The following is a 16,386-nucleotide window of genomic DNA, read 5'->3' on the forward strand; positions in this document are numbered from 1 at the left end:
TCAGGCTCCCACGACCGGCTGGTGGCGCGCGTTTTCCGTCAGCGCGACCTCCTCGGCCGGAATGAAATAGTCGCGCTTCATATTGAACGTGTGCGCCACCGCGACGACGATCAGCCCGGCAAAGCTCAATGCGGCGAGCCACCACATGTACCACACCATGCCAAAGCCGAGGCTTAGCGCGAGGCCGGCCAAGATGATGCCCGCCCCTGTGTTGCGCGGCATGTGGATCGGGCGATAGCCCCCGGCGGGCCGCTCATAACCGCGACTTTTCATGTCATACCACGCGTCGAGATCGTGGATCATCGGCGTGAAGGCGAAATTATACGCCGGCGGCGGCGAACTGGTCGACCATTCGAGCGTCCGGCCATCCCATGGATCGCCCGTCAGGTCGCGCAACTGATCGCGCTTTACGAAACCCATCACGATGCTCATCACAAAGCCGAGAATACCGACGAGGATGATGAGCGCGCCGATCGCGGCGATCACGAAATACGGCTGAAGTGTCGGATCGTCGAAATGGTTCACGCGGCGCGTGGTGCCCATCAGCCCGACGACGTAGATCGGCGTCCACGCGACCCAATAGCCGATCACCCAGCCCCAGAACGCGACCTTGCCCCAGAATTCGTCGAGCTTGAAGCCGAACGCCTTGGGGAACCAATAGACCATCCCGGCGAACAGGCCGAACACCACCCCGCCGATGATCACATTGTGGAAATGCGCCACCAGGAACAGCGAGTTATGCAACACGAAATCGGCGGGCGGGATCGCCAGCAGCACACCGGTCATCCCGCCGACCACGAAGGTCAGCATGAACGCCACCACCCACATCATCGGCAGTTCGAAACGGATGTCGCCGCGGTACATCGTGAATAGCCAGTTGAAGATTTTGGCCCCGGTCGGGATCGCGATGACCATCGTGGCGATGCCGAAGAAGCTGTTGACGCTCGGCCCCGCGCCCATCGTGAAGAAATGGTGCAGCCAGACGAGATACGACAGGATCGTGATCACGATGGTCGCGTAGACCATCGACGAATAACCGAAGAGGCGCTTGCCGGTGAAGGTCGAGGTGATTTCGGAATAGATGCCAAATGCCGGAAGGACCAGCACATAGACCTCGGGATGGCCCCAGATCCACACCATGTTCCAATACATCATCGGCGAACCGCCGAGCTCGTTGGTGAAGAAGTGCGTGCCGACATAGCGATCGAGCATGAGCAGGAAGAAGGCCGCAGTCAGCGCCGGGAAGATGGCGACGGCGAGCACGTTCGAGCAGAATGCAGTCCAGCAGAACACCGGCATTTTCATCATCGTCATGCCGGGCGCGCGCATCTTGATCACCGTCGCGACCATGTTGATCGCCGACAGCGTGGTCCCCACGCCGGCGATCTGGAGCGACCACAGGTAATAATCGACCCCGGTTTCGGGGCTGTAGGCCAGCCCGGCGAGCGGTGCATAGGATAGCCAGCCGGTGCTCGCGAACTCGCCGACGAACAGCGAAATCATTACCAGTATCGCGCCTGCAGCGGTCAGCCAGAAACTGAGATTATTCAGGAACGGAAATGCCACGTCGCGCGCGCCGATCTGCAACGGCATCACGAAGTTGACCAGTCCGACCACCAGCGGGATGGCGACGAAGAAGATCATGATCGTACCATGCGCGGTGAAGATCTGATCGTAGTGATGCGCCTCCAGATACCCCTGGTTGGCACCGAACGCGATCGCCTGTTGCGCGCGCATCATCAGCGCATCGGAAAAGCCGCGCAGCAACATGATGATGCCGAGGATGATGTACATGATGCCGATCCGCTTGTGATCGACGCTGGTGAACCACTCGGTCCACAGATACCCCCACAGCCGGAAGTACGTCACCGCGCCGACGAGCCCGGCGCCGAGCAGGCAGACGACGACGAACGTCGTCAAGAGGATCGGCTCGTGCAGGGGAAAGGATTCCCATGTGAGGCGCCCGAAGATCGATTTGAGAAGCTGTTCGCTCATGAGTGTCCCGATTCTGGGGATCAGACCCGCACGGTGCGAAGCGCACCGGGGGCGAGGGAGGGCTGCGTGGCGGACAGGTCGCGATTGCGCGGATCGCCTTGCTTGCGTTCACCGGGCGCGCCGGGCTTGGCCGGCTTGGTGACATTGGGGCCCGTGCCCTTGTCCTTGGGCGCCTTGAAGATCGCAGGCGTCGGCGTGTCACCATGGAGCGGCGCGGCGCTGCGGCCGGGCACATCGCCCCGGCTGCGCGCCATGTCGCGGCGCATCACGTCGATCGTACACGGCGTGCCGGGGGCGACGCAGCGGTTGACGACCCGGTCGAACAAGCCGGGCATGACCGAGCCGAAATGCAACACCGGCACCTTGATGCTGGGTTTCTCAAGCGCGCCATAATTGGTCGGCGCGAGCATCCCCTGGTTGCTGGCCTTCACCTGCGTCACCCAGCGGTTGAAATCGCCCGGTGTCATGCCGCGCAGCTTGAAGCGCATGTCGGTATGGCCCCGCCCGGTATAATTGCCCGAATACCCCCAGCTCTCGCCGGGCGCGTTGAGCACCGCATTCAATACCGACTGCATGCCGGGCATGGCGTAGATCATGCCCGCCATGGTCGGCGCGTAGAAGGTGCTGAACTGGCTCGTCGAGGTGATCGAGAAGTGCACCGGCACATCCACCGGCAAGGCCAGTTCGTTGACCGTCGCGATGCCCTGTTCAGGATAGATGAACAGCCATTTCCAGTCGAGCGCGACAACCTGTACCTCGAGTGGCTTGGTGTTCGGCGCGATCGGCTTGCCCGCAGCAAGCCGATCCAGCGGCCGGAAAGGATCCAGCAAGTGGGTACTGGTCCACGTCACGACGCTAAGCGCGATGATGATCAGCAGCGGGCACGCCCAGATCACCAGCTCTAGCGTGGTCGAATGATCGAACGTGGGATCGTAGACCTTGTTCGGGTTGCCGCGCCGATAGCGCCAGGCGAACAGCACGGTCAGCACCATCACCGGCACGATGATTAACAACATAATCCCGGTGGCAAACAGGATCAGATTGCGTTGCTGGACGGCGATGTCGCCGGTCGGATTCATGACCACCATGTGGCAGCCGCCAAGCAATGCAGGCAGCGCCAGTAGGGGAAGGCGCAAGGCCCTTCGGATACGATCGGATCTTGGTCTGCCCATATCGGGCGTCTAGCCGCGGATCGACTGTCGAACTTTGTCCGCGATCAAAGTTTTGCGGTTTCTCGGTCGCTATACAGGGTCATCGGCATTGCTGATCGAAGACGACGTGCCGGCACAGTCGCTGCCAACACGACTGAGCAGATAGGACCGAACGCGATGGTAGCCACGACACTGGGCGCAGGGAATTCGACCCCCTTGGAGCGCGATGCGCAGCTGATCAACGCGCGCGGACATCAGATCCGACCGGGCGATATCGCTGTCGGCGTGATCATCGGGCGATCATCGGAATTCTTCGACTTCTTTGTCTTTGCGATCGCTTCGGTGCTGGTTTTTCCTTCAGTTATCTTCCCCTATGTCGATGCTCTAACGGGCACGCTCTATTCCTTCGCAGTCTTCGCGCTTGCCTTCATCGCGCGGCCGATCGGCGCGCTCGCCTTCATTTGGATCGACCGCAAGCACGGCCGTGGCGTCAAACTGACGGCAGCGCTGTTCCTGCTCGGCGGATCGACCGCTGCGATCGCGTTCGTGCCCAGTCACGCGCAGGCCGGCGGCTGGGCTGTCGTCCTGCTGGCGCTGTTCCGCATCGGACAGGGCTTCGCGCTCGGCGGCACCTGGGACGGCCTTCCGGCGCTGCTGTCGCTCAACGCGCCCTCGGGGCGCCGCGGCTGGTTCGCGATGATCCCGCAACTCGGTGCGCCCGTAGGACTGTTCGTGGCCACCGCGGTCTTCGCGTATCTGCTGAGCGCGCTCAGCACCCCCGATTTCCTCGATTGGGGCTGGCGCTTTCCCTTCTTCGTCGCCTTTGTCATCAACGTTGTGGCGCTGTTCGCGCGGCTGCGCCTGATTTCGACCCTGGAATTCAAACAGCTCTTCGAAACCCGCGAGCTTCAGCCATCGTCGCTTCCCGCGCTGGTTCGCGAAGAAGGGCGGACGGTCGTGCTCGGGGCATTCGCGCCACTGGCGAGCTTCGCGCTGTTCCACCTCGTCACCGTGTTCCCGCTATCGTGGTTCGTGCTTACCTCGGGGGAGCCGCCGGCGCGTTTCCTGGTGATCGAGCTGGTAGGCGCAGTGGTCTGTCTCATCGCGGTAACGCTGTCTGGCGTCATCGCCGACCGCGTTGGCCGCCGGACCTTGCTCGGCGTCTCAGCCGCGCTGATCGCAGGCTATAGCGGATTTGCACCGCAACTGCTCGGCCAGGGCCCGGCGGGCGAATGGGCGTACATGATGCTGGGCTTCGTTCTGCTAGGGCTGTCGTTCGGCCAGTCGTCGGGCGCGGTCAATGGCAACTTCTCCCCCAAGCACCGCTATACCGGCGCGGGCACGACCGCGACCGCATCCTGGTTCATCGGCGCTGCCTTCGCGCCGCTGGCAGCGCTATTTCTGGCAAGCACGTTCGGATTGATTTGGGTCGGCGCCTATCTGTTGTCGGGAGCACTCTGCACGCTTGCAGCGCTTGCGCTGAACCACGATTGGGCACGCAAACATCCCGCCGAGACGGCGCAATAGTTTCGGAAGGGGCAATTTGGTCCGAGCATGACATGACTGCGAAATGAAAGCGGTTGAAGTGCCTCGCATACGGACTGCGGATTAAGCTGAGCAGCCCCCATTGAGCAGTCCAAATAAGGGGCGGTACATTGAACGGACGGGGGTATCCGCCAAGCACCGTCAGGCCCGCTGAAATGACGCAAAACAAATGTTTGTCGACGCAGCACACCTGAAATTCTGGAGCATTGCGGCGCGCGCGAGGGCGTACGTGCTCCACGTTTAATCTATTGTCCGAGATACCCTGTTGGATTGAGAAAGTGCGCGACAGCTTCAGAGGCGAGGTTTTTCGTCAGGTGAGCAACGGCTGCTCGTTTGGCGTGAGATCCCATCCCCGCAAAGTCGCTACCGTACAGGCTGAATCGTTGCCCCGCCGATCTCTGAAGCCCCCCGAGTGGCCAGTTTATCCGAAACCCGACGTTTACGGCCGATTTCCCGAACGGCGGATTTGTCCCACTTTCTGCTTTTCAATGCTTCCTTCAGCGGCTGCTCGAACAACCGTCTGGCTAACCTTTACGAGCGACTGAAGTTGGGAACACCCGGGAGGGCGTTGAACGGCGACTCATCTGTCTCGCCGGACCCAAGCGGCCGCGCCACTGACGCCCAAGAGCGGACCCAAGGCTAGGACCAGTGCCAAAGCACCGGCCCACCGACGTGTGACGTCAAACGACCGCACCTCTGGTTCGTTTACGCACCAAAACCGTCCGTAAAGCGCTCAGTTCCGAGCTTTATCTTAAAACGCGATCTTGAACTGACCGCCAATGATGCGGGGTTCGTTGATCATGCCTGTCAGGTTGTTAAAGTCGATCGCGCTGATGCTGCGATACTGGTTGGTGATATTGCGGACAAACGCGCCGATCTCATATCCCTGCGGCGATTTGTAGCCGAGCTTGAGCCCGCCTTCGAGCGACGACTTGCCGGTGAACTCTACCGCTTCATAGAGGAAGAAGTTTATGCGGCTGCGATAGACCCAGTCGGTATAGGCATAGACTTCCCCGCCGTTCGAGAGCGGGATGCCATAGCGCGCGGTCCAGTTGGCGATCCAGCGTGGTGCCTGGGGAAGATCGTTGCCGTCGATTACCGCGAACCCGTTGACGATCGGATCCAGCACGGTGCAAGTCGCGCACACGCCGACGGAGATGTTCGGATCGCGGATCTCGGTGAAGTTGTAGCTGCCGCTCGCGGTCAGCGTCAGTTCGGGGAGCGGACGTGCCTCGAACTCGCCCTCGACGCCGTAGCCGATTGCCTTGTTCGCGCTGATCAACCGTGCCGAATTGCTGTTCCCGCCGACGGCGGTGATCTGCAGGTCCTTGGTGCTGTACCAATAGGCGTCGAGCGCGAAGTTCACCTTCCGGTCGAGCAGCGTGCCCTTGAACCCGCCTTCACCTGAAAAGGTCGTTTGTTTGGGCGCGGTGCTCTGGACGCTGCCGAACGTCACGCGGTCCTGAATCGCCGGCCCCTGATAGCCGGTCGCAAGCCGCGTGTAGACGTTGATCGCCGGGGTGAGTGCGTACGTCGCGCTGGCGTCCCAGGTGACGTTCGATCCGCGGACGATTGCGCGCGCCGGCAGCGTGTCGCTGATCCCGGTACCGGGGATCGGGGCGGTCACCAAATCGTTGCGATAATCGTGCGAATAGCGGACACCCGCGCGTACCGTCAGCAGCGCGGTCGGCTTGGCCTCGATCGACGCGAAACCGCCGTAATTCTCGTTGCGATTGTCGTGGAAGATGTCCTGCGTCAGGTTGGTCGCACGCGATCCGGTGCCGCCGAACGCATAGTCATATTGGTTGTAGCGCAGCGTCTGGTAGAAATAATACAGCCCGCCTTGAAGGCGGATGCCGTTCATGTCCTCGCTGGCGTAGCGCAGTTCCTGGCTGAACTCCTTGGGCTTGGTGATGCCGCCGGTGTTCGACGGGAACAGCCCTACGCCGATCGCACCGATCGTGCCGCCGGTGAACGGGTAGCTGTTGCCGCCGTCGATGTCGCCGGTGCTTTCGACCTTGGCCTGCTCATAGCCGGTGACCGAGTAAAAGGTGCCGATGCCGTCACGATGATAGTCGACCCGCAGGTTGGTGCCCCATTGCGTCAGGCTCTGGCTGGTATAGCCGTCGAGCGTGGTGCGCTTGGGGTCGAAGCCGGTGTTGAAGTCGTTCGTGCCCGGCTTGAACAGCCCGGCGCGGAAGATGCGCGGGGAGCCCGTGAGGTCACGGACATGCACGTTTAGCAACGCGTTGAAATCGCCGCTGGTATAGCCGAGCTGGAAACGGCCCGCGACATCGCGGTAGCCTTCGAGCTTGCGGTCGGCGTTGCCCGTCGTGGAATCGTTGGTGACCCAGTCGTCGCGCGACTGGATCAGGCCCGAGGCGCGGACCGCGAAGCCGTTGCCGATCGGGAGGTTGATCGCCGCCTCGCCGTTGACCGTGTTGTAGGTCGCCCAGGATCCCGTCGCATAGCCCGAGGTCTTGTTCGGGTTCGGCTTGGCAGAATCGATCTTCACGACGCCCGCCGGCGTATTGCGCCCGAACAGCGTACCCTGCGGGCCGCGAAGGACCTCGACGCTCTGCAGATCGAACACGGGGAACGACTTCAGCATCGGATTTTCGAGCGCGACGCCGTCATACACGACCGACACCGGTTGCGCGGCGTTCGGATCGAAATCGGTATTGCCGAGCCCGCGGATGTAGAAGCGCGGGAAGGTGCGGCCGAACGACGACTCTACCTGAAGGCTCGGCGTGCGGCCGGCGAGGAACCGGATATCGAGACCGCTCGAGTTGAGGACGTCCAGCTTCTCGCCACTAATTGCGGTGACCGCGAGCGGCACGTCCTTCGACGATTCTCGACGGCGAGTTGCAGTAACAACGATGTCGCTGACACCTTGTTCACTGGCCGGATCGCTGAGAGCTTGCCCCGTCGGCGCTTGGTCCCGCGCGACCGCGGGAGTGGCAAAGACGAATAACGGCGCGCTGGCGGCCAGCAGCCGGACGAGGGCAGACGTACGAACAGGCAAGCAAATCATGAATGGTCCCCCTTAGGGCTTCGAACACCCTCCTGCGTCGATCCGTGTGACCCGAATTCGTCGCCAACCGGTAACATCACTGCAACGTGCGGCAATAGACACGACCGGGGGCGATGCATTTTTGCTGAGCACCGCGACATCTTTACCCCAGTTAGCGCCGCCGACACGGTTACGTTCATCGCATAAATGATCGCGTGTAGAGCGCGTGCATCGCCGTACACATTTTCACACCGTCGACACGACGGACGGTCCGCGCGCGCGATGGGGGTACAGCTGACCGCCAGAGTACGTCCAAGCCGCACCTGCTAAATCTTGAAAGGGGGCGGCGCCGGATTTCTCAGTTGTTCTTAAAGCTTGGTCTGGCAACACGGACTTGGATTAGCGTCCGAAGTCGGAACGGTGACGACTTATCCTATTCGTCCGTGACTGGGTCAGCGCCGCCGCGAAGCTCGCAGCCGCTCTCGAGCACCGCAAGCCGTTCCCTGCATCCCCGATCACGCTGGTCTCGCCGTCCAAGTTCCCAGACTAGCTGCAAGGCATCCTGGCGATGGTTCGGGCTATAGACGTAACGTCTGAGGATCTTGCCAAACTGCTTCACCAATGTGCCGAATTCGAACTCTATCTTGTGCCGTCTCAACACTTGCACAAGAGTGCCTATGCCCGCGCGCCTCGCGCTTTCATTGCGGCGATCACCGGATCCCACTCCACCATCTCATAGTCAATCATATCCACTGCTTCTTTCAATACCGCCAGCTCCGCGCCAGCGCCGTACTTACGTCCAACGTTCGCGGGCGAGTGCCCAGCGAGCAGATCGGCAATCTCCTCCTTCATCGGTCGCCCGCGGCATTCGCGCTTCATAGTGTGTCGGAATGAATAGAACACCTTCTCCTGGTCCTTGATGCCGATGTTGCGGAAATGACGAATAAGACGACGGGAAACGCTCTTTGTGCGGTTGCCATAAACGTCCGATTCGAGCTCATCCAGAAGCCATTCAGCGTTGAGATCGCACCGCGCTTGCACGAAGGCGAGGAAGCCCGCTTCAATCAGAAGCCAGTGAATTGGTATGTGACGGTACGCGGACTGTGTCTTTGCCCGTTTTGTCGCGTCGCCTGCCTTTTCATCCGCTCGGCGCCTTACCGCCCGATCTCTTTCGACGGCAATATACCAGATACCGCGCTCGCAACGGATGTTGCCAGGGCGCAATTTCCCCATTTCCTCGATCCGCATGCCAGTGAACGGAGCCAGCACCTGAAGCCACACCTCGGCATCAGTGGCCTTGGATTTCGGGTTGATAATTTCTGGTCGAGTGAAGATGAGACGCATATCATCGTGATCAAATGCGAGCCGCGCATCGTCCTCGCTCTTGCTCTTAGCTACCTTCACGCCGGAGGCCGGGTTGATGCGGATGATACGAAGCGGGTCGCACGCATATGCAAGCGTGACCCTAAGTCCCGAAACCAGTTTGGCCACCGTTGGACCCGATAGTCGACGTAGGTTCTCGGTCTCGGCTCGCGCAATTTGCTGTAGCAGTGGAAGCGCCACGACCAGCCGCTTCGGCCTAGTCGGCAATTTTTCCATCGCATCTCGGAAGTCGGCTACCATGTCGCCGTCTATCTCAGAAACGTCGACGTCACCGAACAATTGAACGAAGCGCCGGATTGCCACACGCCATTCGTCAATAAGCTTTGTTGCGTTGGGCGGTTGAGCTGCTGCCCACAGCTCAAAAACTCCGGAGATAGTTCTAGCCTCCACCGAGATCGGAAACAGGCGCGGCCGCACTAACCCTGCCGTCGAAACGATGGAGACTTCCGGGGCCGACGTGCGGCTAGGAGTTTCGATGGAGGATGTTCCGGCGGTAATTAGGTCGGCATCTTGCGATAATGGCGCGATTGATGGTGGCAGAGGCAACGAAATCTCGGCTTGAGCTAGGGTTGGATTTTGGTGATCAATCAAACGCCGAAGATAATGCTCGCCCGCCGCCGCGAAAGCTGCGCTGCCCTCGACGTAAGGTTGATCAGCATGCTCGAAGGCGTCGCGGAGGAATTTCGACCCAATCTGCCAGAAACGTAGCGCGAAAGCTCTTTTAGCTGCCTCGAGACCGGGGAGCATCGAGGCCTCCTCGTGGCGTTCAAGAAGCCGGTGGCGGTTCGCGATCAACGACCGTTCGACTGGCAGGCGATATGCCGGGTAAGGGGTCTCCGCGATGACCAGCTCAACACGTTCCTGCGCATCAGGACCGAGGATGTCCTCGGTCGTTCGCGCGTCGAGGTATGTGCATTCCGCTAGCGCCATGCCCTCGAGTTCGTAGGCGATAACGGCGTCCATGCTCCCTACGCTGGAGGCCTCATGCCGGAACATCGCATCGACAATCTGAACTCCCGTACGCCCCGACTGGCGCTCCTGCTCCGCGTCGAAAGCTGCAAACTTTATTAGCCAGTCGGAATGGAGCGCCGCGCAGAGCTGCCGAGCCACTCGGACATCTGCGGTGCCAAGCGAATTCTTAATCTCAGTCTGACCGACACGCGCCCGATAGCGCGGAGGTATGGCAAGCCGAAACCAGTAGTTGCTGGATTTGGAGCGCTTCCACGGTGAAATCATTTTGCGGTTCATATGGACCATCATCATGGACCACCGCGAGCTTCACAAAGGGGCACCTGCCTGAGTTCACCAGCGTTTCCATCGTGGAAGATGACGCTGGTGACCCCTACGGGAATCGAACCCGTGCTTCAGCCGTGAAAGGGCCGCGTCCTAACCGCTAGACGAAGGGGCCGTGCCCGATTGCTCGGGAGCGAAGGGCCGGTTAGGCAAAGTCTGGGCGGCGGTCAAGCGCTTTGGTCATTAATTCGCCCATGCGGCGTCATCTAAATGCAATTCGGCACTCGGACGCGCACCCCAATCGTCGATCTTGGCGCGTCCGGCGAGCCACAGGCGGCGGTGCGGCGGTGCCCCGAGCAACGCCTGGCCAAGCAGCGTCTCCGCAGCGCGGAAGGCGACCGTCTTGAGCGTGCCGCCGCCATCGCCGCTGACGATCGCGCGGACGTGACCGTTGCCGACGATATCCGCCTTGATGACGCGAACCGGCCCCGCGACGATTCGCGGTTGCGGCCAGCCCATGCCGTACGGCCCGCCAGCCTCCATCGCCGCGATGAGCTCGGGGTTGACCCCGGCGGTCGTCAGCACTGCATCGAGCAACAACGCGCGGTCCCCCATCGCGCGGGTGACCGCGGCATCGAGCCGGTCGCTCACGAAATCGTCCAGCGCGCCGATCCGGTCCTCGGCGATCGTCAGCCCCGCCGCCATGGCATGCCCGCCGCCCGCGACGAGCAGACCGGTCTCTTTCGCCGACAACACTGCGGCGCCGAGATCGACCCCGGGGATCGACCGGCCCGAGCCCTTGCCGACGCCCGCATCGTCGATCGCGATGACGAGCGCGGGGCGGCCGTATTTTTCCTTGAGCCGCCCCGCGACGATCCCGATCACCCCGGGGTGCCAGCCATGCCCCGCGACGACGAGCACCGCGCGGTTGCTCTTGGACGAAGCGATCAGGTCGGCGGCTTCCTGGACGATTCCCTCGATCGCGCGGCGTTCCTCGTTGAGCCGGTCGAGTTCGACCGCGATCGCCTCGGCCTCCGCCGGATCCTGCGTGATGAGCAATCGTACGCCGAGATCGGACTTGCCGACCCGCCCGCCCGCGTTGATCCGGGGCCCGAGCGCGAAACCAAGATCGCTGCTGGTCGGCGCGCGCGTCAGCCGCGAGGCGGTGATCAGCGCGTTGAGGCCGATGTTGCGCCGCTGCGCCATCACCTTGAGCCCCTGCGCCACGAACGCGCGGTTGAGGCCCTTGAGTTGCGCCACGTCCGCCACGGTGCCGAGTGCGACGAGGTCGAGCAGGTCGAGCAGCCGGGGTTCGGCGCGCGTCGCGAAGAACCCGCGCGCGCGGAGCGTCCGGATCAGCGCCGCGCCGAGCAGGAACGCGACCCCGACCGCGGCAAGGTGGCCGTGCGCCGCGCCTTCGGTCTCGTCGAGCCGATTGGGGTTGACCAGCGCATGGCTGTGCGGGAGCGCGGCGGCGCATTTGTGGTGATCGACCACCACCACGTCGACGCCCGCATCGCGTGCGACGGCGAGCGCGTCGAACGCCTGCGCGCCGCAGTCGACCGTCACGATCAGGCTCGCGCCTTCGTTCTTGAGCTGGACCATCGCTGCCCCGGTCGGGCCATAGCCCTCGGTCAGCCGGTCGGGAATATACGGACGCGCTTCGATCCCGAGATCGCGCAGCAGCAGGATGACGAGCGCTGCCGAGGTCGCGCCGTCGACGTCGTAATCGCCGAACACTGCAACCTGTTCACCCGAAGCGATCGCGTCGGCGAGCGTTCTGCGGCCTTGTCCATGTCCTGGAAGATCGACGGGTCGGGCATGAAGCCGCGGATGCTCGGCGCCTTGTGAAGCTCGATCGCGTCTCGCGGACAACCGCGCGCGAGGAGCAACTGGGTGACGAGATCGTCGGGGGCGAAGCCCGGGTCGCGGGCGTCGGTTTCGAGCAGGCGCCAGCGCCACGGCTGGCCAAGGATCGAGCGGTCGATGTTGAGGACGGTGTTCACAAGGCAGCCTGTACCGGATCGCGGAGACGGCGCAAACGCTTGCGGCCCGCGGGCGCGGGTCAGCCCTTGATCCAGTTGCCCTCGCGAAACCATTTGGTGATGATGTACTTGGTCCCGGCGGTCACCGGCATGCCCTCGTGGAGCGTATCGGGGTTGGGGCTTCCGTCCGCGCGCATGTTGTTCCACGCGATCAGCAGGCCGCGCTTGGGCGCGATCCGCACCCCGACCAGCGGGAACCACGTCGCGCCGCCTTCCTCGACGTCGTTGAGGTAGATCATCGCGGTCCAGGTGCGCTGCCCGCCGCTTTCGATCATCTTGGGCCAATAGGGCTGGGCCTCGTTAAAGTAATCGTTGTGCGCGCGGAAATGCTGGCCGACCGCATAGCGCTGTCCCTGCATCGTCTCACCGTGGACCGGATCGATCCCGAGCAGCGTGGCGATCGCCTCGTCGGTCGGGCGGACGTCGGGGGACCAGCGGTCCATGTCACAGCTTTCGCTGGTACGGAACGCCTGCACCGCATCGTCCGCGAGGACGGTCGAGCGGCGCCGGTTGGCATCGATCATCTCGACGAACTTCGCGCAGGTCGCCGCATCGAGGAAGTCGGGATGGCGGTAGATATGCGCGCCGTCGACGTTCGACCGCGTGATCGCAGAATTCGCGGTGAGCTGGCGAGTCACGCTTTCGCCGAACTGGCGGCGGACCGGGGACGCGGCACCGGTCTTTTTGGAAAAGAAGCCCATGCGCTCGGACTTTGCCGTCGAGCGGGGAAAAAACAAGGGGTTCGCGCGGACGACCGCGCGAACCCCTTGCTGCGGGGACCGATTACCAGAAGATGTCGTATACGGTGTCGACGACATTGCCGGTGCGGACATCGACCAGCAGCGCGTCATTATAATAGCGAACCCAGCGATACGGGCCGTAGGCGGGCGGCAACCGGTAATCGTCCGCGTCGTCGATCCAGTAATCCTGCGCGAACAGGATCGAGTTCAGCCGGAAGCCAATCCCGAAGCGGCGATAGCCATTGCTCCAGCCGCTCGGCGCATAGTAGCGGGGGAGCCGGTAGGCGTTGTAATTCTGGCGGCGATAATCGGTGTAGTTGAACCGATTGTCACGCCGCCAGTCGCGGCTCCACGCGCCGCCGTTGCCGTTCCATCCACGAGTGTTGCCGCCGCGATTGTCCCAGCCGCGGTTATCGCCCCCGCGGTTTTCCCAGCCGTGATTGTCGTTGCGTTGCCAATTGGCGTTGCCACGGCCGTCGTTGCGCCAGTCAGCGCCACGATCGTTCCCGCGCCAGCCATCGCCCCTGCGGTCGTCGTTGCGACCGTCCGGGCGACCGTCCCTTCCCCGCCCTGCGACCCCACCGGCAAATCCGCGCCGATCCCCGTCGCGACGATCGTTCCCGTTCCAGCCGCGCTGATCCGCAGGCCGCCCCTGGACCTGACCATCGAACCCGCCACGCGGGCGCTGGAAGCCAGGGGACTGCGGCTGACCGGGCTGCGCCTGCGCCGGTTGCACGCCACGGTCGAACCCGCCGCGTCCGCCTTGATCGCCACCACGGCGATCGAAGCCGCCACGCCCGCCACCGTCAGGGCGTTCCATCCGGGGTTGCTGCGGCGGTGCCTGAGGCGCCTGCGCCTGCGCCTGAGGCTGTGGCTGCGCCTGGATCTGGGGCTGGCCGCCGCCACGCTGCTGCCAGCGTTGTCCGCCATCAGGCCGCCCTTGCGCGTCGCCGCGGCCTTCGCCACGACCGCGCCGGTCACCACCGTCCTGCGCGAGTGCCACCGCCGGGATCAGCGCCGATGCCGCGATGAGAGCGGCGAGCAAAGACTTGCGCATTGAATGGTCCTCTGTCCCGCCCGGGCACTACGCCCGACCGTTAGATGGGAAGTACTCGACGGGCGATGGACCGTCGCTGAACTGTCATGACAGCGTTGCGAAAGCTTTCACCGTGGCTGGACCAACGCCGGGACCGTGCGCGCCGCGTCCGCCGGCAAGATACCGGGGGCAGGGGGCGCATCGACCGTTTCGTCGCCGCGCTGGATGCTCGCCGCGAGCAGCACCGCCTCGACCAGCCGTGGATAGATGCCGCAGCGGCAGAGATTGGTGATCTCGCGCCGGATGTCGTCCTCGCTCGGGGCGCGGTTGTGCTGGAGCAGCACCGACACCGCCATGATCATCCCGGGAATGCAGAACCCGCACTGGACCACGTTCTTCGCCGCGAACGCGATCTGCGCGGGGTGGCTGCGGTCGTGCGACAGACCTTCGATCGTCGTGACATAACTGCCCTCGACCGCGCCGATCGTACGTTGGCACGACCGGACCGCGATGCCATCCACATCGACCGTGCAGGCCCCGCACGCGCCGGTGCCGCAGCCATATTTGGTACCGGTCAGGTTGGACGCGTCGCGCAATGCCCACAGCAACGGTGTCGCCGGGTCCATGCTGTACTGGACGGGTTGGTTATTCACAGTGAAACGAGTCATTTCCGGAAGGTCTTACGGGAACTTCTGATCCCATCAAGCGGTTCGTCGACGCCAGCGGCGTGGGGCTGCTGATGGACTGCAGACCAATCGGGTGGGTCTGCGGATATCGGGGGAATTCCATGACGTCACTTCGGACGGCAGCGGTTTCGCGTGCCATGGCAGCCTGCTGCCTCATCAGTATCGCAACGTTCGGGGGCGCCTCCGTTGCGGCGCAATCGCTGCCAGCATCGCCCGCCTCCTCGACCGAGAAGCCGGGCAAGGAGGAAACTGCCCCCAAGAAGGACGAGACCGGCCTGCTCGTCACCGCGTCGATCCGCGCGCGGTACGAGACGGTCGACGGTCGGCCGCGGCCGGGGTTCGCGACGTCCGAGGATGCGTTCCTCGTTCGTACCGGGGTCGCGGTGGAATATGGCCCGGGGCCGCTCGCGATCGGCGGCGAACTGGTCGACAGCCGCGCCTATGACATTGGCGGCGGGTCGCAGATCACCAATAGCGACGTCAACGCGCTCGAACTGCCGCAGGCTTATTTCAAGCTGCGGCTCGATCACGGGGTGGGGCCGGTCGGCAAGGTCGCGATCGAGGGCGGGCGGTTCCTGCTCAACCTTGGCTCCGGGCGGCTTGTGGCGACGGACGAATATCGCAACACCGTCAACGGTTTTACCGGCCTGCGGGTGGATCTCGGACCGGCGCGCAATACCGATGTCACGCTATTCTATGTCCTGCCGCAGGAACGCCTGCCCGACGACCAGGCCGATATCCGCCGCAACGTCGTCCGCTTCGATCGCGAGACGTTCGACGAGGTGTTCTTCGGGGTCGATCTGCGGCGGGCCAAGGTGCTGGGGCAGGGGCAGCTCGAACTGGCCTATTACCGTCTCGCGGAGCATGATTCCCCCGGCCGGACGACTGCCGACCGTCGGCTCCATACGCTGGACGGACGGCTCTCGCGCGAGCCGAAGGCCGGGACGTATGACTATGATGTCGAGACGATTTATCAGTTCGGTCGGGCAAGCGATTCGACGATGGCGACAGCCGTCACCAAAGACGTTTCCGCAGGCTTCGTCCACGCCGCGGCGGGCTACAGCTTCGGCGGGCCGCTCAAGCCGCGGATCGGGCTGTTCTACGATTATGCCAGCGGCAACGGGCGCGACGGGACATATCATCGCTTCGACACGCTATATGGCAGCCGACGCGACGATCTTGGGCCCTCGGGCACCTACGCAGCGCTTGCCCGCGAGAACATCAGCGCGCCGGGAATCCGGTTCGAGGCGAAGCCTGGGAAGCGGTTCGAGGCGCTCGCGGACTATCGCGGTGTCTGGCTCGCGTCGCGCTACGACCGGTTCTACAATGTCATCGACAAGACCGGCGCGTCGGGGCGGTTCGGCGGACAGCAGGTCGAAGGCCGTCTGCGTTACTGGGTGATCCCCGATCACCTTCGGCTCGAGAGCAATTTCGCGCTGTTGTTCAAGGGGCGTTTCCTGAAGGATGCGCCGCAGGCGATCGCGCGCGATCAGGGGACGGTCAAGTTCATCGAGACGAACCTGCAGGTCAGTTTCTAGACACCCGCGGGTCACCCATCG

9 protein-coding genes, 1 tRNA gene and 1 pseudogene are annotated in these 16,386 nt (G+C 63.2%); 2 read left to right on the forward strand and 9 right to left on the reverse strand.

All coding sequences use genetic code 11. The annotated features are described in order from the left end of the window. Both cyoB and cyoA read right to left on the reverse strand, forming a co-directional pair. Positions 1 to 1,995 (reverse strand): cytochrome o ubiquinol oxidase subunit I, encoded by a 1,995-nt coding sequence (gene cyoB, locus RI03_RS08140; protein ID WP_010216521.1) that lies wholly within the window; start codon positions 1,993 to 1,995, stop codon positions 1 to 3. A gap of 20 nt (positions 1,996 to 2,015) precedes the next feature. Beyond that, the gene (gene cyoA / locus RI03_RS08145) at positions 2,016 to 3,167 is read right to left on the reverse strand and encodes a ubiquinol oxidase subunit II (RefSeq protein WP_051007252.1); all 1,152 of its coding nucleotides are present in this window, start codon (positions 3,165 to 3,167) and stop codon (positions 2,016 to 2,018) included. A 156-nt stretch (positions 3,168 to 3,323) separates the two neighbouring features. Here cyoA and RI03_RS08150 point away from each other — a divergent pair, with 156 nt between their 5' ends. Next, the gene (locus tag RI03_RS08150) at positions 3,324 to 4,673 is read left to right on the forward strand and encodes an MFS transporter (RefSeq protein ID WP_026046561.1); all 1,350 of its coding nucleotides are present in this window, start codon (positions 3,324 to 3,326) and stop codon (positions 4,671 to 4,673) included. Between the two features lie 769 nt (positions 4,674 to 5,442). Here the strand turns inward: RI03_RS08150 and RI03_RS08155 are convergent. From RI03_RS08155 to RI03_RS08185, 7 genes and pseudogenes are all read right to left on the reverse strand, one after another. After that, a complete protein-coding gene (locus tag RI03_RS08155) occupies positions 5,443 to 7,725 on the reverse strand; it encodes a TonB-dependent receptor (protein ID WP_026046562.1) in 2,283 nt (760 codons plus the stop codon). 654 nt (positions 7,726 to 8,379) lie between these two features. Then, complete coding sequence (locus RI03_RS08160) at positions 8,380 to 10,350, reverse strand: DUF6538 domain-containing protein (RefSeq protein ID WP_010216526.1); 1,971 nt, start codon at positions 10,348 to 10,350, stop codon at positions 8,380 to 8,382. A gap of 70 nt (positions 10,351 to 10,420) precedes the next feature. Next, positions 10,421 to 10,495 (reverse strand) — tRNA-Glu (locus tag RI03_RS08165). A gap of 68 nt (positions 10,496 to 10,563) precedes the next feature. Then, positions 10,564 to 12,326, reverse strand: a pseudogene (gene recJ / locus RI03_RS08170) (single-stranded-DNA-specific exonuclease RecJ). Positions 12,327 to 12,385: 59 nt separating this feature from the next. Then, positions 12,386 to 13,066, reverse strand: coding sequence for a prolyl hydroxylase family protein (locus tag RI03_RS08175; protein WP_010216528.1), 681 nt, complete (start codon positions 13,064 to 13,066; stop codon positions 12,386 to 12,388). A gap of 82 nt (positions 13,067 to 13,148) precedes the next feature. Further along, on the reverse strand, positions 13,149 to 14,162 hold the full coding sequence (locus RI03_RS08180) for an RcnB family protein (protein ID WP_238542319.1): 1,014 nt from the start codon (positions 14,160 to 14,162) through the stop codon (positions 13,149 to 13,151). Positions 14,163 to 14,269: 107 nt separating this feature from the next. Continuing rightward, entirely contained in the window at positions 14,270 to 14,809 is a 540-nt protein-coding gene (locus tag RI03_RS08185) for a (2Fe-2S)-binding protein (protein ID WP_026046564.1), read from the reverse strand. A 119-nt stretch (positions 14,810 to 14,928) separates the two neighbouring features. Here RI03_RS08185 and RI03_RS08190 point away from each other — a divergent pair, with 119 nt between their 5' ends. Beyond that, entirely contained in the window at positions 14,929 to 16,365 is a 1,437-nt protein-coding gene (locus tag RI03_RS08190; protein WP_238542320.1) for an alginate export family protein, read from the forward strand. Positions 16,366 to 16,386 lie beyond the last annotated feature (21 nt).

Source organism: Sphingomonas sp. PAMC 26621 (genome assembly GCF_000251145.1).
Lineage (GTDB): Bacteria > Pseudomonadota > Alphaproteobacteria > Sphingomonadales > Sphingomonadaceae > Sphingomonas.